A 22,294-nucleotide genomic window follows, 5' to 3' on the forward strand; every position below is an offset into this window, starting at 1 on the left:
CCTTCTTCAGAACCCGACCGCGGTTGCCGTGTCGTGGGGCGGCCAAAGCGGTTGGGGCACTTCAACACCGAACGGCGTGCTCCAGCCGTTTCGCGATGAGACCTCGTGCACGGGATGCCGATTGGCCGCGACACCCCATGTGCCCCGCGGGTAGCCAAGGGCCAGCATCGCCGACATGGTCCAGCCTTCCCCGACGGGAACGCCCAACAACTCGTTGACCCTGTCCTCGAAATTGCGGAGCACCATCGTCATGACGCCCCCTACGCCCTCGGCACGGGCGGCGAGCAGCACGCTCCAGATCGCCGGGAAGATGTTGGCGCCGCCGAGGTCGTCGATCGCGAAGACGAAGAGCAGCAAGGGAATTTCTTCGAAATGCTCGGCCAGGTAATCCCCCGAGCCCTTGATTCGGCGCATGGTCTCGGCGTGGGCGCCCGGGTCCGCGCCGGGCGCCGGAGCCACCATCGGTCCCGTCCCCGTCGCGAACTTCTCGTATTCGAGGGCGCGGGCCTGCCGGAACAGTTGGGCGAACTCGCGGATGAGTGCCGGATCGTCAACGGCGACAAAGTGCCAGCGCTGGGTGTTGGCCCCGTTGGGGGCGCGGATGGCCGCGTCAAGGATGCGGGCCTGCGTGTCCAGCGGAACCGGATCCGGCCGCAGCCGCCGCATCATCCTGGTGGTGTACAGCGCTTCGTGGATGTCCATCTGTCTACTCCCTTCCGGGCTATTCCGGCCAGCCGTTGTTGAGGATCTTGTCGACGAAGTCGACGCGCTCGAAGGTGGGATCGAAGTGCGCCAGCACGTCGGCGTTCATGGTGCCGTCGGTGGTCCGCGGCCGGTGCTTCATGCCGTCGTTGAACGCCGCCAGAATGCGGTTCTTGAAATCGGGGCGCGGGTGGGCGGCGGTCACCGCGGCGAGTGCCTCGGGAGCCATCTGCTCGCGTCCGACGCCGACGACGTCGACTTCCACGCCGGCCTGCAGCAGCGCGACCTCGGGTGCCAGGAACTCGGGCACGCCGGGGGTGGTGTGCAGGGCTATGCCGAGCCACACCGTGTCGGCGTCGGCCTTGCCGACGCCAGCGTCCATCAGGAAGTCCCGCGCCGCGTTGGCGCCGTCGACCTCGAAGCGGATGGTCGAGTTGCGGTAGTGCTCGGTCAGGCCGATGTCGTGGAACATCGCCGCGACGTAGAGCAGTTCCATGTTGGGGTGCAGCCCGCGGCGCAGGCCCCGCAGCGCGCCGAAGAAGAACACCCGCCGGGAATGGTTGAACAGCAACTCGTCTTCGGTGTCGCGAATGAACTCGGTGACCTCGCGCGCCAGCGCGGTGTCGGGCACGTGGATGCCGGCGATGGTGTCGATCGAGCTGGTGGTCATGATGTCGTCTCCTTCGGGTGACCGTCGTGCTCAGTGTGCGACGGTTCGGTCGATCCGACCCCGGTCGTTTGAGCCGTCAACTCCTCAGAAAGCGACACAATGGCTGACGTGGCTGTAGCGGGAAAGCATTCGCGGGTGGTGGTCATCGTCGTCTTCGACGGCGTGACGCTGCTCGACGTCGCGGGAGCGGGCGAAGTGTTCGTCGAGGCCAACCGGTTCGGTGCCGACTACCGGCTCAAGATCGCCTCGGTGGACGGATCCGACGTGACGAGCTCGATCGGGACCCGCTTGGGGGTCACCGATAGCCTGTCGGCCATCGATTCCGCCGATACCGTCCTGGTGGCCGGCAGCGACCACCTGCCCGGGCGACCGATCGACCCGGCGCTCGTCGAGGCCGTCAGGTCCGTCGCCGGGCGGACCGGGCGGATGGCGTCCATTTGCACGGGGTCGTTCATCCTCGCGCAGGCCGGCCTGCTCAGCGGCCGGCGCGCCACGACGCACTGGCACGACACCCGGTTGTTGGCCCGGGCGTTTCGGGACGTCACCGTCGAGCCCGACGCGATCTTCGTCCGCGACGGCGACGTGTTCACCTCGGCCGGGATTTCCTCGGGCATCGACCTGGCGCTGGCGCTCGTCGAAATGGATTACGGGACCGAACTGGTCCGCGAGGTCGCCCGGTGGCTGGTCGTCTACCTGAAACGGGCCGGTGGCCAATCACAGTTCTCGGTGCTGGTCGAGGCCGATCCCCCACCGCAGTCGCCGCTGCGCGCGGTCACCGAAGCTATCGCGGCCGACCCCAGCGCCGACTACACCGTGAAAAGGCTTGCGGCCCTGGCATCGTTGAGCACACGCCAGCTCACCCGGCTCTTTCAATCCGAGCTGGGCATGACGCCGGCGCGCTACGTCGAGCTGGTTCGAGTCGATTTCGCCCGTAACGCGCTCGAAGCCGGCCGTTCGGTCAACGAGACCGCCGGCATGGCCGGCTTCGGCAGCATCGAAACGCTGCGGCGCGCGTTCGTCAACCACCTGGGCATCAGCCCCAAGGCCTACCGGGACAGGTTCCGAACGGCCTACGCCTAACAGCTATTTGGTGTTGTTGTACTTGGTGATCGCGTCGTCCAAGCGCTGCAGCGCCGCGCCGTAGCCGGCGAAATCACCCTTCTTCTGCGCGTCCTTGGCCGCGCCGATCGCCGCCTGGATCTCTTGCAGCACAGCGGCTTTGGCCGGAGACAGCGCCACCGATCCGTCCGGCGCCGGCGGGACGGCCGCGGGCGGCGGGGAGCCCGGCGGCGCGGCCGGTGCTGGCGCGCTGGGCGGTGAGCCCGCCGCGGGCGTGCCCGCCTCGGTGGGCTGAATGCCCGTCGCCGCCGCCCCCGCGCCGGGGCCGAACAGCCCGGTGAGCGCGTCGCGCACGGTCGGGCCGTACCCGATCTTGTCGTTGTACATCATCGCCACCCGGATCAGCCGCGGGTAGGACGACGCCGCGTCGCTGGCCCCCGGGGAGGCGTACACGGGTTCGACGTAGAGCAACCCGCCCTGACCCACCGGCAAGGTGAGCAGGTTGCCCCACCGGATCCGGTTCTGGTTGTCGCGCCCGATCACCCCGAGGTCCTGGGACACCGCCGGGTCGGTGGTGATCGCGTTGTTGGCCAGCTTCGGCCCGTTGACCTGCCCCGGGATGGTCAGCACGGTGATCCGGCCGTAGGTGGCCGGGTCGGAGCTGGCGCTGATGTAGGCGGCCAGGTAGTCGCGCTTGAACCTGTTCATCGCGCTCGTCAACTGATACGACGACGAATTGTCGTTCTTCGCAATGTTTTTCGCGACGATGTAGTAGGGCGGCTGATAGCTGCTGGCCGTCGGGTTCGGGTCCAGCGGCACGTCCCAGAAGTCCGACGTGGAGAAGAACGTCACCGGGTCGTTGACGTGGTACTTCGCCAGCAGCATCCGCTGCACCTTGAACAGGTCCTCGGGATAGCGCAGGTGCTCGGCCAGCTCGGGGCTGATGTCGCCCTTGGGCTTGACGGTTCCCGGGAACACCCGCATCCACGCCTTGAGCACCGGATCCTGTTCGTCTTGCTGATACAGGCTGACGGTGCCGTCGTAGGCGTCCACGGTCGCCTTCACCGAGTTGCGGATGTAGGACACCCGCTTGTCGGGCGCGAGCCTGTTGAACGCCACCTCGTTGGAGTCCGCGGTCGCCGACTCCAGCGAGGTGAGTTCGGAATACGGGTAGTTGTCCAGCGTGGTGTAGCCGTCGATGATCCACACCAGTCGCTTGTTGACGATCGCCGGGTAGACCGCGCTGTCGGTGGTCAGCCAGGGCGCCACCGCCTCCACCCGTCGGGCCGGATCACGGTTGAACAGGATCTTGCTGTTGGAGCCGATCACGTTGGAGAACAAGAAGTTTCGCTCCGCGAACTTGGCGGCGAACACGCTGCGCGACAGCCAGTCGCCGAGGGGGACGCCGCCGAGTCCGGTGTAGGTGTAGTTCTTGGTTTCGTTGCTGGTCTCGTAGTCGTATTCGCGGTCGGCGCCGTTGCGCCCGACGATCGCGTAGTCCGCCGAAGTGTTGGAGATGACCGGCCCGTAGTAGACGCGCGGCTGGTCGAGCGGCGCGGGCCCGTCGGAGACGACGTTGCCGTTGGCGCCGACGACGTTGACCAGGAATTCGGGGTAGCCGCCGTTTTGGTTGGGGTCGTTGGCGATTCCGCGCACGGTGTTGGCCGGCGACGCGATGAACCCGTTCCCGTGGGTGTAGACGGAGTGCCGGTTGATCCAGTCGCGCTGGTTGTCGATGAGGCGGTCGGGGTTGAGTTCGCGGGCGGCCACGACGTAGTCGCGCAGCGACCCGTTGCGGTCCAGGTAGCGGTCGATGGAGAGCTGGTCGGGGAAGTAGTAGAAGTTCTTGCCCTGCTGGAACTGGGTGAACGCCGGGCTGACGATGGTCGGGTCGAGCAGCCGGATGTTGGACGTGGTCGCGCGGTCGTCGGCGACCTGCTGGGCGGTGGCCTGCGCGTCGCCGGTGTAGTTGCGGTAGGTGACCACGTCCGCGGTCAGGCCGTAGGCCTGCCGCGTCGCCGCGATGCTGCGGCTGATGTATTCGCTTTCCTTTTGCGCGGCATTGGGTTTGACGCTGATCTGCTCGACGATCAACGGCCAGCCGGCGCCCACGATCAACGACGACAGCAGCAACAGCACCAGCCCGATCGCGGGAATCCTCAAGTCCCGCAGGACGACCGCGGAGAACACCGCACCCGCGCAGATGAGCGCGATCGCCATGAGGATCAGCTTCGCCGGCAGCACGGCGTTGATGTCGGTGTAGCCGGCGCCGGTGAAGGGCTTGCCGCCGCGGGTGTGCGACAACAGCTCGTAGCGGTCCAGCCAATAGGCGACCGCCTTGAGCAACACCAGCAGCCCGACCAGCGTGACCAGCTGGATGCGCGCCGAACGGCTCAGCGCACCGGTGCGACCGGACAGCCGGATGCCGCCAAAGACGTAGTGGGCCAACAGGTTGGCCACGAACGCCAGGAACACCGCCACGAACAGGTAGCTGAGCAGCAGCCGGTAGAACGGTAACTCGAAGGCGTAGAAGCCGAGGTCCTTGCCGAACTGCGGGTCCTTGATGCCGAAGTCGCCGCCGTGCAGGAACAGCTGGATCCGCACCCAATAGCTTTGGGCGATGATGCCGGCCGGCAAGCCGATCGCCACCGGGATGCCGGCGCTGACCAGGCGCAGCCGGGAAAGGACCAGGGCGCGGTAGCGCGCCACCGGATCGTTGTCGTTGCTCGGCACGAACACCGGGCGGGTGCGGTAGGCCACCGCGAGCCCGGCGAACACGATGCCGCCCACCAGCAGGCCGGCGATGAGGAAGACCACGAACCGGGTGACGAGCACGGTGGAAAACACCGAGCGGTAGCCGAGCTCGCCGAACCACAGCCAGTCGACGTAAGCGTCGATCAGCCGCGGACCCGCGAGCAGCAAAGCGATCACACCCAGTGCGATCAGGATCAGAATTCGGCTACGCCGAGTCAGCTTCGGCATTCTTGCGGTGGGCCGCATCCCCACTGGCTACGCTCCCCTGATCGATTGCTAGACGGTGACAACTCTACGCATGACGCAACCCGTGATCGCCGGACTTCGCTAGCAGCTTGGCGGCTGCCCACCGGACGCGATCGCGTGCAGCGCATCTACTGCCTGGCCGAGCGTCTCGACCTTGACCAACCGCAGGCCGGACGGATTGTCCGAACTGGCCTCGTAGCAGTTCTTCGCCGGCACCAGGAACACCGTGGCCCCGGCCGCGTGCGCGGCCACCATCTTGTGGGTGATGCCGCCGATCTGGCCGACCTTGCCGTCGGCGGTGATGGTCCCGGTTCCCGCGATGAAGTTCGACCCGGCCAGGCCGCCGGTGGTCAGCTTGTCGACCACCGCCAGGCTGAACATCAGGCCGGCGGACGGGCCACCGATGTTGGCGAGATTGAAGTCCACGACGAACGGCGCCCACGGCGCGTCGAGCACCGCGACGCCCACGTAGCCGTAGTCGCGGTCCTTGTTGGCGCCCAGGGTGATCTGCGCCACACCGGCGGGTTCGTTCTTGCGGCGGTAGTCGATCGTCACGGTCTGACCGGGTTTGGTGTTCTTCAGCAGCCCGGTGAATGCGTCGACGGTGGCGACGGGGGTGCCGTTGACCGCGTCGATGGCGTCGCCGGCCTTCAGCTTGCCCGCCGAGGGACCGGGCTCGGGGACCTTCGCCACCGTGACCGCCGACGGGTACTTCAAATAGCCCAAGGCCGCATATTCGGCGCTGTCCTCGGATTGCTTGAAGTCTGCGCTGTTGGCCTTGTCCACTTCCTCCCGTGACTTGCCGGGCGGGTAGATGATGTCGCGCGGCACCAGCTGTTCCTGGTCCGAAAGCCACAGCGTCAGCGCCTCGCCCAGGGTCAGATCGTCGCGCTGGGACACGGTCGTCATGTTCAGGTGACCGGTGGTCGGATGCGTCAGAGTGCCCTGGATCGCCACCACCTGCTTGCCGTCGACCTCGCCGAGCGTGTCGAAGGTGGGGCCGGGACCCAGCGACACGAACGGCACCGTCACCACCGCCAGCAACACACCGAACACCACGATCGGCACCAGCGCGACCATCAAGGTCAGGATGCGCCTGTTCACGCCGAATACACTAGACGGAGCGCGCCGCCGGTCATTCGGCTGCAAGGGTCCCGGTACGCGGTTCAGCTACAAGCTGACCCGCCGTCGCGCGCCTTCCGATCCCACGGTGAGTACCGTTGGGGTCATGGCTGACCTGCCGTTCGGCTTCTCCCCCGGGGAGGACCCCGACAAACACGGGAAAAAAGATCCCGACTCGGGCTCGAACCCCTCCGACCCGTTCGCCGCGTTCGGCATGAGCGGTGATTTCGGCATGGGCGACCTGGGCCAGATCTTCACCCAGCTGGGTCAGATGTTCAGCAGCGCGGGCACGGTCGGGCCCGGCGGAACGGCCTCGGGGCCGGTCAATTACGAATTGGCGCGCCGCGTCGCCTCGAACTCGATCGGCTTCGTCGCGCCGGTGCCGGAGACGACGAACTCGGCGATCGCGGATGCGGTGCACCTGGCCGAAACCTGGCTGGACGGGGCGACGGCGCTGCCCGCGGGCACCGCCAAGGCGGTGGGGTGGACCCCCGCCGACTGGGTCGACAACACCCTTCAGACGTGGAAGCGGCTGTGTGACCCGATGGCCCAACAGATTTCGACGGTGTGGGCGGCGTCGCTGCCCGAGGAAGCCAAGAGCATGGCCGGCCCGCTGATGCAGATGATGTCGCAGATGGGCGGGATGGCGTTCGGGTCGCAGCTCGGGCAGGCGCTGGGCCGGTTATCCCGCGAGGTGCTGACCTCGACCGACATCGGTTTGCCGTTGGGCCCCAAGGGAATCGCGGCGATCATGCCCGACGCCGTCGAATCGTTCACCACCGGGCTCGAGCGTCCCCGCAGCGAGATCCTGACCTTCCTGGCCGCGCGCGAGGCCGCCCACCACCGGCTGTTCAGCCACGTCCCCTGGCTGTCGAGCCAACTGCTGGGCGCTGTCGAGGCCTACGCGATGGGCATGCAGATCGACATGTCCGGAATCGAGGAGCTGGCCCGCGACTTCAATCCGGCGTCGTTATCGGACCCGGCCGCGATCGAAAACCTCTTGGGGCAAGGCGTTTTCGAGCCGAAGGCCACGCCCGCGCAGACGCAGGCGCTGGAGCGCCTGGAGACGTTGCTCGCCCTGATCGAAGGGTGGGTGCAGGTGGTGGTGGCCGCCGCCCTGGGCGACCGGATTCCCGGCGCGGGCGCGCTCGGCGAGACGCTGCGCCGGCGCCGGGCCAGCGGCGGCCCCGCGGAGCAGACTTTCGCGACGCTGGTCGGGCTGGAGCTGCGGCCGCGCAAGATGCGCGAGGCCGCCGCGTTCTGGGAGCGCCTGACGCAGGCCGCCGGCGTGGACACCCGCGACGGCATCTGGCAACACCCCGACCTGCTGCCCGACGCCGAGGACCTCGATGAGCCGGCCGGATTCATCGATCGGATCATCGGCGGCGACACCAGCGGCATCGACGAGGCGATCGCCAAACTCGAGCGCGAGAACCCCGAGGGCCCCGAATCCGATGGCCCCCGCCCCGGCTCTGTGGATAACTGACCGGAGGCATCGCCGCGGCGTGACACAGTTGCGCGGTGTCTCAGCAGTGCCAGGCCGTGCTGTCCGCCTATGCCCTGGACCCGGCGATGCCGGTACTGCTGCGACCCGACGGCGCCGTCCAGATCGGCTGGGATCCCCGCCGCGCGGTGCTGGTACGTCCCCCGAGCGGATTGGCCGCCGCCGAACTGGCCACGTTGTTGCGGTCCATGTCGTCCCCGACGCCGCTGCCGGAGTTGCAGCGACGGGCGCTCGACCGTGGCCTGACCGATGCCGACGGCCTGAGAAGCCTGGTGGCGCAACTGGTTCGCGCCGGGGTGGCGACCGAATGCCGGCGACCGCGCGGGCGGGCCCCGTCGGTGCGCGTGCACGGCCGCGGGCCGCTCTCGGAGCTGCTGGTGGAGTCGTTGCGCTGCTCGGGCGCCCGGATCGCGCACAGTAGCCAGCCGCACGCGGCGGTCTCGGCCGGCGGCGTCGATTTGGTGGTGTTGGCCGACTACCTGGTGGCCGACCCGCGCCTGGTGCGCGACCTGCACGACCAGGGCGTCGCGCATCTGTTGGTGCGGGTGCGGGACGGCATCGGGTTGGTGGGTCCGCTGGTGATTCCCGGCGTGACGAGTTGCCTGGGCTGCGCGGACCTGCACCGCAGGGACCGCGACGAAGCCTGGCCGGCGATCTGTGCCCAGCTGCGGGAGACCGTCGGCGTCGCCGATCGGGCCACCGTGCTGGCGACCGCGGCGCTGGCGCTGTCTCAGGTGAACCGGGTGATCGCGGCCGTGCGCGGGCAGGAGGCGGCGTCCGGACCCGAGCCGCCCCAGACGCTGAACGCGACGCTGGAATTCGATCTGCACGCCGGCGCGATCGTCGCGCGGCGGTGGGACAAGCACCCGTTGTGCGCCTGCTGAGCCGGGCGCGCCCGCTGACCTGGGTGTACGAAATGTGACAACGAGCGTTGTCGACTTGTCTCCACTTCGCGTTGGGCATCATGGATGATGGTTACGTGGCAGACATCAAACGGGGCCGGGCTGCGCGTAATGCCAAGCTGGCCAGCATTCCGGTGGGATTCGCCGGTCGGGCAGCGCTCGGATTCGGTAAGCGGCTGACCGGTAAGTCCAGGGACGAGGTCCAGGCCGAGCTTCTGGAGAAGGCCGCCCACCAGTTGTTCACCGTCTTGGGTGAGCTCAAGGGCGGCGCGATGAAGGTGGGCCAGGCCCTGTCGGTGCTCGAGGCCGCGATTCCCGAGGAGTTCGGCGAGCCGTACCGCGAAGCGTTGACCAAGCTGCAAAAGGACGCGCCGCCGCTGCCCGCGGCCAAGGTGCACCGGGTGCTCGACGCCCAACTGGGCACCAAGTGGCGCGAGCGGTTCAGTTCGTTCGACGACACCCCGGTGGCCTCGGCCAGCATCGGCCAGGTGCACAAGGGGGTGTGGTCCGACGGCCGCGAGGTGGCGGTCAAGATCCAGTACCCCGGCGCCGACGAGGCGCTGCGGGCCGATCTCAAGACCATGCAGCGGCTGGTCGGGGTATTCAAGCAGCTCGCGCCGGGCGCCGACATCCAGGGCGTGGTCGACGAGCTGATCGAGCGCACCGAGATGGAACTGGACTACCGGCTCGAGGCCGAGAACCAGCGCGCGTTCGCCAAGGCATACCACGACCACCCGCACTTCGCGGTGCCGCGCATCGTGGCCAGCGCGCCGAAAGTCGTGATCCAGGAGTGGATGCAGGGCATCCCGATGGCCGAGATCATCCGTCACGGCACCACCGAGCAGCGCGACCTCGTCGGCACCCGCCTGCTCGAGCTCACGTTCGACGCGCCGCGCCGCCTCGAGATGCTGCACGGCGACGCCCACCCGGGCAACTTCATGCTGCTGGACGACGGCCGCATGGGCGTGATCGACTTCGGCGCCGTCGCGCCGCTGCCCGGTGGCCTGCCGGTCGAGCTCGGGATGTCCATCCGGCTGGCCCGCGACAAGAACTACGACATGCTGTTGCCGACGATGGAGAAGGCCGGGTTCATCCAGAAGGGCCAGCAGGTGTCGGTGCGCGACATCGACGACATGCTGCGCCAGTACGTCGAGCCGGTCGAGGTCGAGGTCTTCCACTACACCCGCAAGTGGCTGCAGAAGATGTCCGCCATCGAGATCGACCGCTCCGTGTCGCAGATCCGCACCGCGCGGCAGATGGACCTGCCGCCCAAGCTGGTGATCCCGATGCGGGTGATCATGTCGGTGGCCGCGATCCTGTGCCAGCTGGACGCCCACGTACCGATCAAGGCGCTCTCCGAAGAGCTGGTGCCCGGGTTCGCCGAACCCGACACCGCGATCGTCTAGTCCGGCCGCCGTCAATCACGTTCACGAGAGTGCAACTACCGACACCCGTACTCGAGAAATGTGTCGGCAGTTGCACTTTCGCGCCCTAGTCCGGCCGCCCTAGGCGGCCGCCGCCTTGCGGGGGCGTCCGCGGGGTCGTTTGAAGCTCAGGACCGAACCGCGGTCGAAGATCTCGCCGCCCCAGACGCCCCAGGGCTCGGCGCGTTCCAGGGCGGCCGCCAGGCACTGGCGGCGCACCGGGCAGTCGACGCACAGCGACTTGGCACGCTCGAGATCGGCCGGTGCGTCGGCGAACCAGAGATCGGGATCGCCGGCGTGACACGGCAAGTCCGGCCTGGGGGCTATCGGTGCCGACATGTCCTACCACCTACTTCCTGGTCTGGGTTGCTGTCCTTGAGCGGTGATCCGGACCAGGTCGCTTCGTTGCCGACCGATAACTATGGCCACGGATCCTTGACTTCGGGTCCGTGGCCATCTGGGTGAAAACCGGGGCTGTGCTTACCTTGCCTTCGGTGGGCCCCCGACTCCTACGGACGCGTCGGTCGCGGCGGCGGCGCGATGCTTACGCGCAGCCGCCGACACGGCGGCGTGTGCGGCATGGGAGGTACCCGCGGACAGCTCCGCGGGGGCCACGCCTGCACCGAACGCGTCGTTGATCATCGTGGCTGCCCTCCTTCCCTGATGCCGGCTTCCTTAGTGCCGAGTCGCGGTATCGAGGGTAAACGGTTACCGTCGCCGTCCACAACCGATTTTGTGACCTGCGGGTTTACCGGTCAGCGACCGCGAACCAGCTCCAGCACGTCGGGGCCGTACTGTTCCAGCTTGCGCGCGCCGATGCCGGGGATCGCGATCAGCGCCGCGTCGTCGTCGGGCCGCAGCTCGGCGATGGCGATCAACGTGTTGTCGGTGAAGACGACGTAGGCGGGCACCTTCTGTTCCTTGGCGACGTCCAGCCGCCACGCCTTGAGCCGCAGCAGCAGGTCCTCGTCGATGTCGGCCGCGCAGGTCTCGCAGCGGCGCAGCATGATGGCAGCCGGGGTCGTCAGGTTGTTGTTGCAGATCCGGCAGCGGGTCACGGTGGCCCGGTTGCGCCGAGACTTGTTGGGCCCCGGCTCGGCCCGCGCCTGGGGTGCGATGCCGTTGAGGAACCGCGACGGTTTGCGGCCCTGCCGCCCGCCCGGGCTGCGCGCCAGCGCCCAGCTGAGCGCCAAATGCATTCGCGCCCTGGTGATCCCGACGTACAGCAACCGGCGCTCCTCCTCCACCGCCTCGCTCTCGGCGCCGTGCGCCAGCGCGTGCGAGATCGGAAGCGTGCCGTCGGCCAACCCGACCAAAAACACCGCGTCCCACTCGAGTCCCTTGGCGGCGTGCAGCGACGCCAGCGCGACGCCCTGCACCACCGGCGGGTGCCGGGCATCGGCGCGCATCCGAAGCTCGGCCAGCAGCCCCGGGAATTCCAGCTGCGGGCGTTGCGCGACTTCGTCGTCCACCAGTTCTACCAGTGCACTCAGGGCTTCCCAACGTTCGCGGGCCCGAGTGCCGACGGGCTCCTCGGCCGTAAGGCCCAGCGGTTCCAGCACCGCGCGCACGACGTCGGGCAGGGGTCCCACCGGGCCGCCCTCAGTGGCTCGTTCTGAGGCGCGCTGCAGCGCCAGTAGGGCCTGTTTGATCTCCTGGCGATTGAAGAATCCCTCGCCGCCGCGGATCTGGTAGGCGATGCCCGCCTCGGTGAGCGCCTCCTCGTAGATCTCCGACTGCGCGTTGACCCGATAGAGCACCGCGATCTCCGACGGCGGCGTGCCCGATTCGATGAGCCGCGCGATCGACGCCGCGACCGCCGCGGCCTCGGCCGGCTCGTCGGGGTGCTCGTGGAACGTCGGCGCCGGGCCCGGCGGGCGCTGGCCCACCAGGTGCAGCTTGCTGCCCGCGACCCGTCCCCGGGCCGCGGCGATCACCTGGTTGGCCAGCGACACCACCTGGGGGGTGGACCGGTAGTCACGCTCCAGGCGCACGACGGTGGCGTCGGGGAAGCGGCGGGAGAAGTCGAGCAGGAACCGCGGGGAGGCCCCGGTGAACGAGTAGATGGTCTGGTTGGCGTCGCCCACCACGGTCAGGTCGTCGCGGTCGCCCAACCAGGCCGAGAGCACGCGCTGCTGCAGCGGCGTGACGTCCTGGTATTCGTCGACCACGAAGCAGCGGTAGCGGTCGCGGAACTCTTCGGCCACCGCCGGGTCGTTTTCGATCGCGGCCGCGGTGTGCAGCAGCAGGTCGTCGAAATCGAGCAGCGCCAGCGATTCGTCCCGGACCTTCAGAGCCTCGTAGGCGGCGTAGACGCCGGCGATCTGGGCGGCGTCCATGGGGATGTCTCGCCCGCCGGCGGCCACCGCGGCGGGGTATTCCTCGGGGCCGATCAGCGACGCCTTGGCCCACTCGATCTCGCCGGCCAGGTCGCGCACGTCGTCGGTGCTGGCATTGAGCCGGGTGCGGCCGGCCGCCCGGGCCACGGCGGCGAACTTGCTGTCCAGCAGCTGCCAGCCGGTGTCGCCGACCACCCGCGGCCAGAAGTAGCGCAGCTGCCGGTGGGCGGCGGCGTGAAAGGTCAGGGCCGAGACCGCGCCGACCGCCGGCCCGGTGCCCGCCGCGGCGTCGATCGCCCGCAGCCGGGAGCGCATCTCCCCCGCCGCGCGCTGGGTGAAGGTGACCGCCAGCACCTGGCCCGCGGCGACGTGACCGCCGGCGACCAGCTGGGCGATCCGGTGAGTGATGGTGCGGGTCTTGCCCGTCCCGGCGCCCGCCAGCACACAGACCGGTCCGCGCGGAGCCAGCACGGCCTCGCGCTGCTCGTCGTCCAGCCCGGCTGTCAGGGGATCGGCGACCGTCGGCATGGCGTCCATAGTGGCTTCCCATACTGACAAGTCGCCGAGCAGGCCGACGCATCGCCACGCCAGACGCCCACTCCTCCGCATCCCGCTGCGCGGAATGCATCGTCGCCGGGCTCCACCGATCGCCCACTCCTGCGCATCCCGCTGCGCGGAATGCATCGTCGCCGGGCTACGTTAACCAGCTATGGCGACGACCACCAATGCCCCGCTCACCGTCTACACGACCTCCTGGTGTGGCTACTGCCATCGGCTCATGACGGTGCTCAAGTCCAACGGCATTGCCTACGAGGCGGTCGATATCGAGCACGACGCCGCGGCCGCTGACTTCGTCAGCTCGGTCAACGGCGGCAACAGGACGGTCCCGACGGTGAAGTTCGCCGACGGGTCGACGCTGACCAACCCGAGCGCCGCCCAGGTCAAGGCAAAGCTGGCCGAGACCGGCAACTGAGCCCGCGCCGGGGTCAGTCGATCGCGGCCCAGGATTCGATGATGACCCGCGCGATCGAAATCGACCCGGGCAGCAGGAGTTTCGACTCCGAGGAACTCGACCAGTCCCCGGCCGCCAGCGCCTCGCGCACCTCATCGCGGGTGAACCACGCGGCCTCGGCGATCTCGCCGTCGTTGAACGAAAACTCCTGCGCCGGGTCGCCGACGGCGTGGAAGCCGACCATCAGCGAGCGCGGGAACGGCCACGGCTGACTGCCCAAGTAGCGCACGTCGCTCACGGTCAGCCCGATCTCTTCGCGGATCTCCCGGGCCACACACCCCTCGAAAGACTCACCGGCCTCGACGAACCCGGCCAGCAGCGAGAACATCCGCTCCGGCCACACCGCCTGGCGGGCCAGCACCGCGCGGTCGCCGCCGTCGTGCACCAGGCAGATCACCGCGGGGTCGATGCGCGGGAACTCCTCATGCCCGGTGACCGGGTTCACGCGCGACCAGCCCGCCCGGGCCGGACGTGTCGGCGAGCCGTCCACCGAGCTGAATCGCGCCTTCTCGTGCCAATTCAGCAGCGCGACTGCCGATGACATCAACTGGCCGCTGGCGTCGTCGAAGATCGGGCCGAGGCTGCGCAGGTTCACCACCTCGGTGCGCGCGTCGGGATCCTCCGGGGCCTGCAGGGCGCCGCGGATCGCCCACACGTGGCGGTCGTCCTCGAGGCGCCCCAGAAACACCGCGTCCGACGGCGGCTTGTCGCCCAGTTCGGCGGCGGCGCCCAGCACCACCCGGCCGTCGGCGACCAGCACCTGGTTGCGCGAGTCCACCCGCAGCAGCGCCGCCTCGGCCCAGCCCGCGGTGGCCGCGTCGACGTCGGTGCGCAGCTGATCGGCTCGGTCGGCGCCGACGCGCGACAGCAGCGGAACGCTGCGCAGCTGGAAATCCACTAGTGTCCCGCGTCCCGGACGTAGAGCAGCCGGTCGTTGGCCTCGATCGCGTCCACCTCGGGAGCACCGATGCGCAGCAGGTGGCCGTCGCGCACCACACCGAGCACGATGTCACGCAGATGCTTTGGGGATCCGCCGATTTCGGTCTGGTCGACCTCGCGTTCGGCGATGGCCAGCCCGGCGTCGGGGGTCAGCAGGTCCTCGATCATCTCCACGACACTCGGCGTGGTGGTGGCCAGGCCGAGTAACCGGCCGGCGGTTTCCGAGGAGACCACCACCGAGTCCGCGCCCGATTGCTGCAGCAGGTGCTGGTTTTCGGCCTCCCGGATCGACGCCACAATCTTGGCCTTGGGCGAGATCTCCCGCGCGGTCAGCGTGACGAGCACGGCGGTGTCGTCGCGGCTGGACGCGATGATGATCGAGGCCGCGTGCTGGGCACCAGCCAGCCGTAGCACGTCGGATTTCGTCGCGTCACCATGGACGGTGACCAGGCCGGCGGATGCGGCGCGGTCGAGGGCGGCCTGATCGGTGTCGACGACGACGATTTCGCCGGGGACCACCTCGTCGCCGAGCATGGCCGCGACCGCCGTTTTGCCCTTGGTGCCGTAGCCGATCACGATGGTGTGGTTGCGCACTTTGCTCCTCCAACGCTGGATCTTCCACGCCTGCCGGGACGTTTCGGTGACGACCTCGAGCGTGGTGCCGACCAACAAGATCAGGAATGCGATGCGCAGCGGGGTGACGATCAAAACGTTCATCGCCCGCGCGAATTCCGAGATGGGCGTGATGTCGCCGTAGCCGGTCGTCGACAGCGTGACCGCCGCGTAGTACAGGCAATCCAGGAACGTCAGCCGGTCACCCTGCGCGTCGTGGTACCCGTCGCGATCGAGGTAGACGGTGATGGCGCCGACGAACAACGCCGCGATGGCGATGGCCACCCGACGAGAGATGATGCGCGCGGGGCTCGACCGCCCCTGGGGAATGCGCAGCACGCCGACGAGCGCGTAACTGGGCTGGACCGTCAACCGCTCGTCGAGACGCCCCAGCCGCCGCCAGCTACTTCTGGCCACGGAATTCCGTTATCGCATCGAACCGATCGCACGACAGACGCACGCCTCAAATGTAACCACGTCAGACACGGGCGGGGCGCTCGCCGGCGGAATCGGCCAATAGCGCGGCCAGCTCTGCAGGGTCCGGCAGTTCCGCGGGGGCGACCGTCGCACCGGTACGCACGTAAAAGAACGCGGTGCGCACCGATGATTCCGGAACTCCCGCCAACGCCGCCCACGCCATGCGGTACACCGCGAGCTGGACGGCGGCCTGGCGCAGCGCCTCCGGGCCGTGCGGCGCTTCACCGGTTTTCCAGTCCACCACGGTCGCGCCGCCATCGGCATCGACGAACACCGCGTCGATGCGGCCGCGGACCAAGGTGTCACCGATCGGCATCTCGAACGGCACCTCGACTGCGACGGGAGTCCTTGCGGCCCAGGGCGATTCGCTGAACGCCGCTTGCAGCGCGGTCAGTCCGGCGGTGTCGCCGACGTCGGAGTCCGCCGCGCCCGGCAGATCGCCGAGATCGAACAGGCATTCGGCGCCGTAGAATTTCTGAACCCAGGCGTGAAACGCGTTGCCCAGCAGCGCGTGCGGGTCGGGTCGTGACGGCAACCGGTGCCTCAACCGCTGCGCGGTACCGGCCGGGTCGCGCGCCAGGCCAACCAGGGAGCTGACCGACAACTGCCCGGGCAGCTCCCGGGTCGGCGACTCGGTCAACCGCGCCCGTTCGGCCAACAAGGCGTCGACGTCGGCGGCCCAGCCGTCGACATCGGCGCACGGCTGGCCGGGTTCGTCGACCAGCGCCCGGTTCACCAGGGCCGCGCCGCGCTCGACTTCGTTGCGCCGCGTGGCCAGCGGGTCGACGGGCCACACCGCTTCGATAACGTTGTCGCGCAGCGGATTCCGTTCTCCATCGGCGGGCGAGGGCGCCCAGTGCTCCACGGTTCCGCAGGGATCACCGGCCGCGGCGGCACCGTCGATGACGTCCTTGATCTCCACCAGGAAGTCCGACGGGCCACGCGGCTTGATCCCGGTGGCGCCCCAGTGGTGCCCGGACAGCAGCAGGGTGTCCTCGGCCCGGGTGATGGCGACATACAGCAATCGGCGCTCCTCGTCGACGCGCCGCTGATCAAGCTGGCGGCGATGCTCGGAGATCTTGTCCGACAGCTGTTTTCGGTTGGTGACGTCCGAGGTGTCCAGCATCGGGATGCCCAGCGCGCCCGCGGCGGCGCGGTCGCCGCGCAGCAGCGGTGGCAGCTCGGCGGCGTCGGTGAGCCACGTGCTCTTGGACGCGGTCGACGGGAACGTCCCGCCCGAGAGGTGTGCGACCGCCACCAGCTGCCATTCCAGCCCCTTGGCGGAATGCACGGTGAGCACCTGGACGCGGTCGCGTGCGACGGCCAAGGGGGCTGGCGCCAAACCGTTCTCGACCGTCTCGGCCGCATCCAGAAATGCCAGCAGGCCAGCCACCGAGGCGGTCGCGGACGCGTCCAGCCGCGTGGTCGCGCCGTCGGTCCGCTCGGCGTAACCGGCGACGACGTCGGCGAACGCGTCCAGGTGCTCGGTGCCGGCCCAGCCCGCCTCTACACCCGCCGCGGCCCGGACCTCGCAGTCGACGCCCAGCACCCGGCGCACCTCGGCCACCAGATCGGCAACGGGATGGCCGAGGTGGCCGCGCAGGGCGCTCAGCTCAGCGGCCAGCGCGGCGATGCGCTGATATCCCGCGTCCGAATACGCGCCGGCCGGACCCGGATCGGCGATCGCGTCGGCTAGGCAGAGGGTGTCGGTGTCGACGTGGGAGGGGTCGGCGGCGCTCGCGATCGCCTCGGGCGAGAGCGGCGCGGCGCCCGCCACGGCCCCGCCGAGCGCACGCGCACGCTGCCACAGCGCGGCGATGTCGCGGGCGCCGAGACGCCAGCGCGCGCCGGTCAGCACTCGCATCGCCGCCGCGCCGGCCGTCGGATCGGCGACCAGGCGCAGCATGGCCACCACCTCGGCGACCTCGGGCACGGACAGCAGCCCGGCCAGCCCCACAACCTCGACAGGGATTCCGCGCGTCCGCAACGCGTCGGCGATCGGCGCGGCATCGGCGTTGCGGCGCACCAGCACCGCGGCCGTCGGTGGGCTGACACCCTCGTCCCGGGCGCGCCGGTAGCGGGCGTCGAAGTGATCGGCGATCCACTCACGCTCGGCCACCACGTCGGGCAGCAGGGCGCAGCGGACGGTGCCGGGCGGGGCGTCCGGGCGCGGGCGCAGCGCGTGGACGGCCACCGACCGCCGCCGCGCCTCGGCGGAGACGGCGTTGGCGACCCGCAGGGTCCGCGGTGGATTGCGCCAGCTGGTCCGCAATTCCAGGACGGGCGCGGGGCTGCCATCGGCGTGGGGAAAGTCGGTAGTGAACCGGGGCAGGTTGGTCGCCGAGGCGCCGCGCCAGCCGTAGATGGATTGGATGGGGTCGCCGACGGCCGTCAACGCCAGCTCGTCGTCGACCCCGCCGCCGAACAGGGCCGACAGCGCGATGCGCTGGGCGTGGCCGGTGTCCTGGTACTCGTCGAGCAGCACCACCCGGTAGCGGGCGCGCAGTTCCTCGCCGACCTGCGGGAAGCCCGCCGCCAGTCGCGCCGCCGAGGCCATCTGCATCCCGAAATCCATCACCTTGGAGGCGTGCATGCGCTCGTTGAGCGCATCGAGCAGCGGCACCAATTCCGCGCGCTCGGTCTGGGTGCCCAGCAGCCGCAGCAGCCATTGGCTGGGGCCGCGCTCCCGCTGATAGGGACCGGCGGGCAGGGCATGGATGAGCCGCTCCAGCTCCACGTGGGTATCGCGCAGCTGGCCGGTGTCGACGAGGTGTTCGGCGAGCTGTCCCCACAGGCGCAACACCATCGAGGTGACGGCGGCGGGTGTCTTGTCGGTGTGCAACTCGCCGCGGTAGCCGTTGACTACGTCGAAAGCCAGCTGCCACAACTCGGTTTCGCTGAGCAACCGGGTGTCGGGCTCGACGGGCAGCAGCAGCCCGTGATCGCGCAGCAACGAGCCCGCGAACGCGTGGTAGGTGCTGATCACCGCGGCGCCCTCGGGCTCGGCGGCGGCATTGCCGACGGGGGCCAGCCCGACGCCGGCCAGCCGGGCCAGCCGGGACCGGACCCGGCGCAGCAGCTGGCCGGCGGCCTTGCGGGTGAACGTCAGTCCCAGCACCTGGGAGGGTTCGGCGTAGCCGTTGGCGATCAGCCACACCACCCGCGCGGCCATGGTCTCGGTTTTGCCGGCCCCGGCCCCCGCGATGACGACCAGTGGGCCCGGCGGCGCTGCGATGACCGCGGACTGCTCCTCGGTGGGCGGGAAAAGACCTAGCGCGCAGGCCAATTCGCTCGGACTGTAGCGCGCGTTCATCGGGCCGCCCCGTCGGTGTGCACCGGACAGCACGGCCGGATGGGGCAGTGCGTGCAACCGTCGTTACGCCGCGCGACGAACTGCGGGCCGGCCGTCGCGTCCGCCGCGCGCCGGATGACATCGCGCCACTCGTCGCCGCCGGCCGCTGTCAGCGGATCCTGTTCCCGTTCGACGGCCCCCGCCGCCCCGGTCTTGCCGACGTAAACCAGCCGCGCCCCACCGGGTTCCACCGTGTCACCCCCGGAGGCCACCAAGCCTTCGGCCACCGCCAGCTGATACATCGCCAGCTGGGCGTGTTGCTGGGCGTCGTCCTTGCTCACGGGGGACTTGCCGGTCTTGACATCGACGATCACCAGCCGGCCGGCGGCGTCGCGCTCCAGCCGGTCGACGCGGCCGCGCAATCGCACCTGTTTCCCGTCGCCGGCGTCCAGCGTTGCGTCGATCTCGACCTCGACGCCGACCTCGGTCAGCGCCCCGCGGCTCTGGCTTCGCCATGCGACGAACGCCTCGAGCATCGCGCGGTGGCGGGCCAGCTCGTTGTCCGAATGCCATTGCGCCGCAAAGGGCAGGTGCCGCCAGGCGCGCTCCAGCTGAGCCAGCAGTTCCGATTCGCTCGTTTGCGGTTCGGCGACCAGCGCATGCACCACCGACCCGATGGTGGAGCGCAGATCGCGCGGGTTGGTCCCGCCGTGCCGTTCGGCCAGCCAGCGCAGCGGGCAGTCGGTCAGCGTCTGCAGGGTCGACGGGGTCAGCGTGACGACGTCGTCGCCGCCCCGCAGCGGTTCGCCGGTGCTGACTGCGGTCAGGCCGTGCCATCCGGCCGGGTCCGCGCCGGCCACCCCGGCTTTGGCCAGCCGGGCCAATTGTGTTGCCGCGCAGTCGCGGGCGAGATCGTCCACCGCCCCGTCGGGGGCGCAGACCACGCCGCGCAGCCGACCCACCAGGGCGGCCGCCGACAGCACTCGCGGTGACGAAACAGGCTGCAGCACGTCATCGTCCACGTCCTCGTCGGCCCACTGCGCGATGTCGAAGAAGAACGGCGACGGCAGCGCGGCCGCGTGGTCCGCGCCGCCGGTGTCACTGTCGACGGCCGTCACCAGCAGCCGCCGACGGGCGCGGCCCATCGCCGCCACCAGCAACCTGCGCTCCTCGGCCGCCAGGGGGGCCCGCATCGAGGCATCCGCAGTGACCCCGTCCAGCTCGTCGAGCAGGCGCTGGGTGCCCAGCACACCGCCGCGGGGAACGGTGTTGGGCCATAACCCATCCTGCAATCCGGCGATGACCACGAATTCCCATTCGTGTCCCAGCGCGGCGTGCGCGCTGAGCACCCTGACCTGCCCGGCCGTGGCCGCCGGCTCGGGGTTGGCGCTCGGCAGCTGCAGCGCGGCGACGTGCTCGACCAGCCCGCGCACCGACGCACCCGAAGTCCGCGACACGTAATCGTCGGTGATGTCGAACAACGCGGTCACCGACTCGAGATCCCGGGTGGCCTGGGCGGCGGCGGGACCGCCGCGCTCGCTGACCGACAGCCAGCGCCGCTGCAGCCCGGACCGGTGCCAGGCGGCCCACAGGGTGTAGCGCGGGTCTTCACCGGCGCCGTGGCACCGCGCGGCCGCATCCAGCACCGCGCGAACCTTGCGCAGCGAGCGGAACTGCGGGCCGGGCGGCACGGCGTCCGACAGCGCCTCGACCAACAGCTCGGTGAAATCGCCGGACGGGTGATCGGGGTTGGCGCGCTGCAGCGTTCGGCGCAGCTGGCGCAGCGAAACCGGGTCGACACGACCGATGGGCCCGGTCAGCAACGCGAGCGCCTGCTGTCCGTTCAGCCCGTCTGCGGCGGCCAGCAGCACGGTCAGCAGCGCACGCACCGCCGGCTCCTCGGCCAGCGGCCCGGTGGCGGGGGCCGCGGCCACCGGCACCCCGGCGGCGGCCAGCGCACGCGGCAACCGCGCGCCGGCCCGCGGCACCGAGCGGACGATGACCGCCATCTGCGACCAGGGCACGCCGTCGACCAGGTGCGCCCGCCGCAGCGCGTCGGCGATCGCCGCCGCCTCGGCGTGCGCGGAGGCGGCGAGCCGCACCGTGACCGACCCTTCCCCCGGCCCGGCGCCGTCGATCCGGCGGCCGGCGCTGCCGCCGGGCAACCGGGCGGCGATGCCGCTGACGGCGCGGGCCACAGCGGGCGCGCAGCGATGCGACGTCGTCAACGTCACCGCCGGGCCGTCGCCGTCGAGCAGCCCGGCCGGTTCGCCGCCCCGGAAGCCGAACACCGCCTGGTTGGGGTCGCCGGCGATCAGCGCCAGCTCGGCGCCCGCCGCGAGCACCCGAACCAGGCGAGCGGCCTGCGGGTCGAGTTGTTGGGCGTCGTCGACGAGCAGAACGCGAATCCGGCCGCGTTCGGCGGCCAGCAGCTCGGGGTCGACGGCGAACGCCTCCAGCGCCGCGCCCACCAATTCGGCGGCGCCGAGCGCGGGGGACGTCGCCTCCGGCGCGGCCGTGCCGACCGCCGCGCGCAGCAGCATCACCTGCTCGTACTGGCGCGCGAACTGACCGGCCGCCGTCCATTCCGGCCGGCGGCAGCGGCGGCCCAGCCGCTCCAATTCCTGGGGGTCGATACCGCGTTCGGCGCAGCGGGCCAGCAGGTTTCGCAGTTCGGTGGCGAACCCCGCGGTGCTCAGCGCCGGCCGTAGCTGCGCCGGCCATGCGGTCGCCGCGCGCGGGCCGTCGTCGAGGTCTCCGGCCAGCAGTTCCCGGATGATGGCGTCCTGCTCGGCGCTGGTGACCAGCCGCGGGGGTGCATCGCCGGCACGCTCGGCGGCGCGCCGCAAGACCGCGTAGGCGTACCCGTGCACGGTCCGCACCAGCGGTTCGCTGACGGCGACGCGACCCGGGCCGTCCGATCGCGAGCGCAGCAACGCCGTCGTCAATGCGCTGCGCTCGGCCATCCCGAGCCGGCCGGAACCGGTAAGCAGCAGAACCGATTCCGGGTCCATCCCGCCGTCGATCTGGGCGACCGCCGCGTCGATCAGCAGGCTGCTCTTGCCGGTGCCGGGCCCGCCCAGCACGCGAACGACCCCGCGCGCCCCGGGCACCAGCAGAGCGCTCGCGTCGGCCTCCCAGGTGTGTGCCATGGCTGCATGCAATCACCAGGGTGTGACAAGTGGGCCCGGCCGACGCCGACGCCGGCTCCTACTCTGGAAGTCGCAGCAGCGCGAAGAA

The 22,294-nt window shown here is 70.0% G+C and carries 15 protein-coding genes; 5 read left to right on the forward strand and 10 right to left on the reverse strand.

Features of this window, described 5'->3' with window-relative positions; all coding sequences use genetic code 11:
* Positions 1 to 6 precede the first annotated feature (6 nt).
* Positions 7 to 702 (reverse strand): nitroreductase family protein, encoded by a 696-nt coding sequence (locus G6N26_RS11785; RefSeq protein WP_067167221.1) that lies wholly within the window; start codon positions 700 to 702, stop codon positions 7 to 9.
* Positions 703 to 721: 19 nt separating this feature from the next.
* Positions 722 to 1,372, reverse strand: coding sequence for an HD domain-containing protein (locus G6N26_RS11790; protein WP_083020072.1), 651 nt, complete (start codon positions 1,370 to 1,372; stop codon positions 722 to 724).
* 99 nt (positions 1,373 to 1,471) lie between these two features.
* Here G6N26_RS11790 and G6N26_RS11795 point away from each other — a divergent pair, with 99 nt between their 5' ends.
* Positions 1,472 to 2,452, forward strand: a complete 981-nt coding sequence (locus tag G6N26_RS11795; RefSeq protein WP_179960325.1) for a GlxA family transcriptional regulator — start codon at positions 1,472 to 1,474, stop codon at positions 2,450 to 2,452.
* Between the two features lie 3 nt (positions 2,453 to 2,455).
* Here G6N26_RS11795 and G6N26_RS11800 read toward each other — a convergent pair whose 3' ends face one another.
* Positions 2,456 to 5,437: a UPF0182 family protein gene (locus tag G6N26_RS11800; protein ID WP_083020076.1), complete on the reverse strand. Its 2,982-nt coding sequence runs from the start codon at positions 5,435 to 5,437 to the stop codon at positions 2,456 to 2,458.
* A gap of 75 nt (positions 5,438 to 5,512) precedes the next feature.
* Positions 5,513 to 6,535: a YlbL family protein gene (locus G6N26_RS11805; RefSeq protein ID WP_067167207.1), complete on the reverse strand. Its 1,023-nt coding sequence runs from the start codon at positions 6,533 to 6,535 to the stop codon at positions 5,513 to 5,515.
* A gap of 106 nt (positions 6,536 to 6,641) precedes the next feature.
* Between G6N26_RS11805 and G6N26_RS11810 the strand changes: the two genes are divergently transcribed.
* The 3 genes from G6N26_RS11810 (at position 6,642) to G6N26_RS11820 (ending at position 10,365) form a co-directional block, all read left to right on the forward strand.
* Positions 6,642 to 8,039: a zinc-dependent metalloprotease gene (locus G6N26_RS11810; protein WP_163648789.1), complete on the forward strand. Its 1,398-nt coding sequence runs from the start codon at positions 6,642 to 6,644 to the stop codon at positions 8,037 to 8,039.
* 86 nt (positions 8,040 to 8,125) lie between these two features.
* Positions 8,126 to 8,941, forward strand: coding sequence for a cyclodehydratase (locus G6N26_RS11815; RefSeq protein ID WP_179960365.1), 816 nt, complete (start codon positions 8,126 to 8,128; stop codon positions 8,939 to 8,941).
* An 80-nt stretch (positions 8,942 to 9,021) separates the two neighbouring features.
* Complete coding sequence (locus G6N26_RS11820; RefSeq protein WP_083020113.1) at positions 9,022 to 10,365, forward strand: macrolide-binding ATPase MABP-1; 1,344 nt, start codon at positions 9,022 to 9,024, stop codon at positions 10,363 to 10,365.
* A 99-nt stretch (positions 10,366 to 10,464) separates the two neighbouring features.
* Here the strand turns inward: G6N26_RS11820 and G6N26_RS11825 are convergent, their stop codons facing one another.
* Positions 10,465 to 10,722: a WhiB family transcriptional regulator gene (locus G6N26_RS11825; protein WP_067167192.1), complete on the reverse strand. Its 258-nt coding sequence runs from the start codon at positions 10,720 to 10,722 to the stop codon at positions 10,465 to 10,467.
* A 416-nt stretch (positions 10,723 to 11,138) separates the two neighbouring features.
* Positions 11,139 to 13,250, reverse strand: coding sequence for an ATP-dependent DNA helicase UvrD2 (locus G6N26_RS11830; RefSeq protein ID WP_163648913.1), 2,112 nt, complete (start codon positions 13,248 to 13,250; stop codon positions 11,139 to 11,141).
* Between the two features lie 181 nt (positions 13,251 to 13,431).
* Between G6N26_RS11830 and G6N26_RS11835 the strand changes: the two genes are divergently transcribed.
* On the forward strand, positions 13,432 to 13,695 hold the full coding sequence (locus G6N26_RS11835; protein ID WP_067167182.1) for a mycoredoxin: 264 nt from the start codon (positions 13,432 to 13,434) through the stop codon (positions 13,693 to 13,695).
* A gap of 13 nt (positions 13,696 to 13,708) precedes the next feature.
* On the opposite strand, the gene nudC is transcribed toward G6N26_RS11835, so the two are convergent.
* The 4 genes from nudC to G6N26_RS11855 all read right to left on the reverse strand — a co-directional run bounded on the left by nudC (position 13,709) and on the right by G6N26_RS11855 (position 22,206).
* Entirely contained in the window at positions 13,709 to 14,632 is a 924-nt protein-coding gene (gene nudC / locus G6N26_RS11840; protein ID WP_067167178.1) for an NAD(+) diphosphatase, read from the reverse strand.
* Entirely contained in the window at positions 14,632 to 15,702 is a 1,071-nt protein-coding gene (locus G6N26_RS11845) for a potassium channel family protein (protein ID WP_083020082.1), read from the reverse strand. Before G6N26_RS11845 ends, nudC begins: the two co-directional genes overlap by 1 nt.
* A 61-nt stretch (positions 15,703 to 15,763) precedes the next feature.
* Positions 15,764 to 19,075, reverse strand: a complete 3,312-nt coding sequence (locus tag G6N26_RS11850) for an ATP-dependent helicase (protein ID WP_083020114.1) — start codon at positions 19,073 to 19,075, stop codon at positions 15,764 to 15,766.
* Positions 19,072 to 22,206 carry an ATP-dependent DNA helicase gene (locus tag G6N26_RS11855; protein ID WP_083020084.1) on the reverse strand — a complete coding sequence of 1,045 codons (3,135 nt, stop codon included), beginning with the start codon at positions 22,204 to 22,206 and terminating at the stop codon, positions 19,072 to 19,074. Before G6N26_RS11855 ends, G6N26_RS11850 begins: the two co-directional genes overlap by 4 nt.
* Between the last annotated feature and the right edge of the window lie 88 nt (positions 22,207 to 22,294).

Source organism: Mycobacterium marseillense (assembly GCF_010731675.1).
GTDB lineage: Bacteria > Actinomycetota > Actinomycetes > Mycobacteriales > Mycobacteriaceae > Mycobacterium > Mycobacterium marseillense.

Coding starts and splice junctions, on each gene's coding strand:
- G6N26_RS11785 (WP_067167221.1), bottom strand. CDS start 702: ATGGACATCCACGAAGCGCTGTACACCACCAGGATGATGCGGCGGCTG.
- G6N26_RS11790 (WP_083020072.1), bottom strand. CDS start 1,372: ATGACCACCAGCTCGATCGACACCATCGCCGGCATCCACGTGCCCGAC.
- G6N26_RS11795 (WP_179960325.1), top strand. CDS start 1,472: ATGGCTGACGTGGCTGTAGCGGGAAAGCATTCGCGGGTGGTGGTCATC.
- G6N26_RS11815 (WP_179960365.1), top strand. CDS start 8,126: ATGCCGGTACTGCTGCGACCCGACGGCGCCGTCCAGATCGGCTGGGAT.
- G6N26_RS11820 (WP_083020113.1), top strand. CDS start 9,022: ATGGATGATGGTTACGTGGCAGACATCAAACGGGGCCGGGCTGCGCGT.
- G6N26_RS11825 (WP_067167192.1), bottom strand. CDS start 10,722: ATGTCGGCACCGATAGCCCCCAGGCCGGACTTGCCGTGTCACGCCGGC.
- G6N26_RS11830 (WP_163648913.1), bottom strand. CDS start 13,250: ATGCCGACGGTCGCCGATCCCCTGACAGCCGGGCTGGACGACGAGCAG.
- G6N26_RS11835 (WP_067167182.1), top strand. CDS start 13,432: ATGGCGACGACCACCAATGCCCCGCTCACCGTCTACACGACCTCCTGG.
- G6N26_RS11850 (WP_083020114.1), bottom strand. CDS start 19,075: ATGAACGCGCGCTACAGTCCGAGCGAATTGGCCTGCGCGCTAGGTCTT.
- G6N26_RS11855 (WP_083020084.1), bottom strand. CDS start 22,206: ATGGCACACACCTGGGAGGCCGACGCGAGCGCTCTGCTGGTGCCCGGG.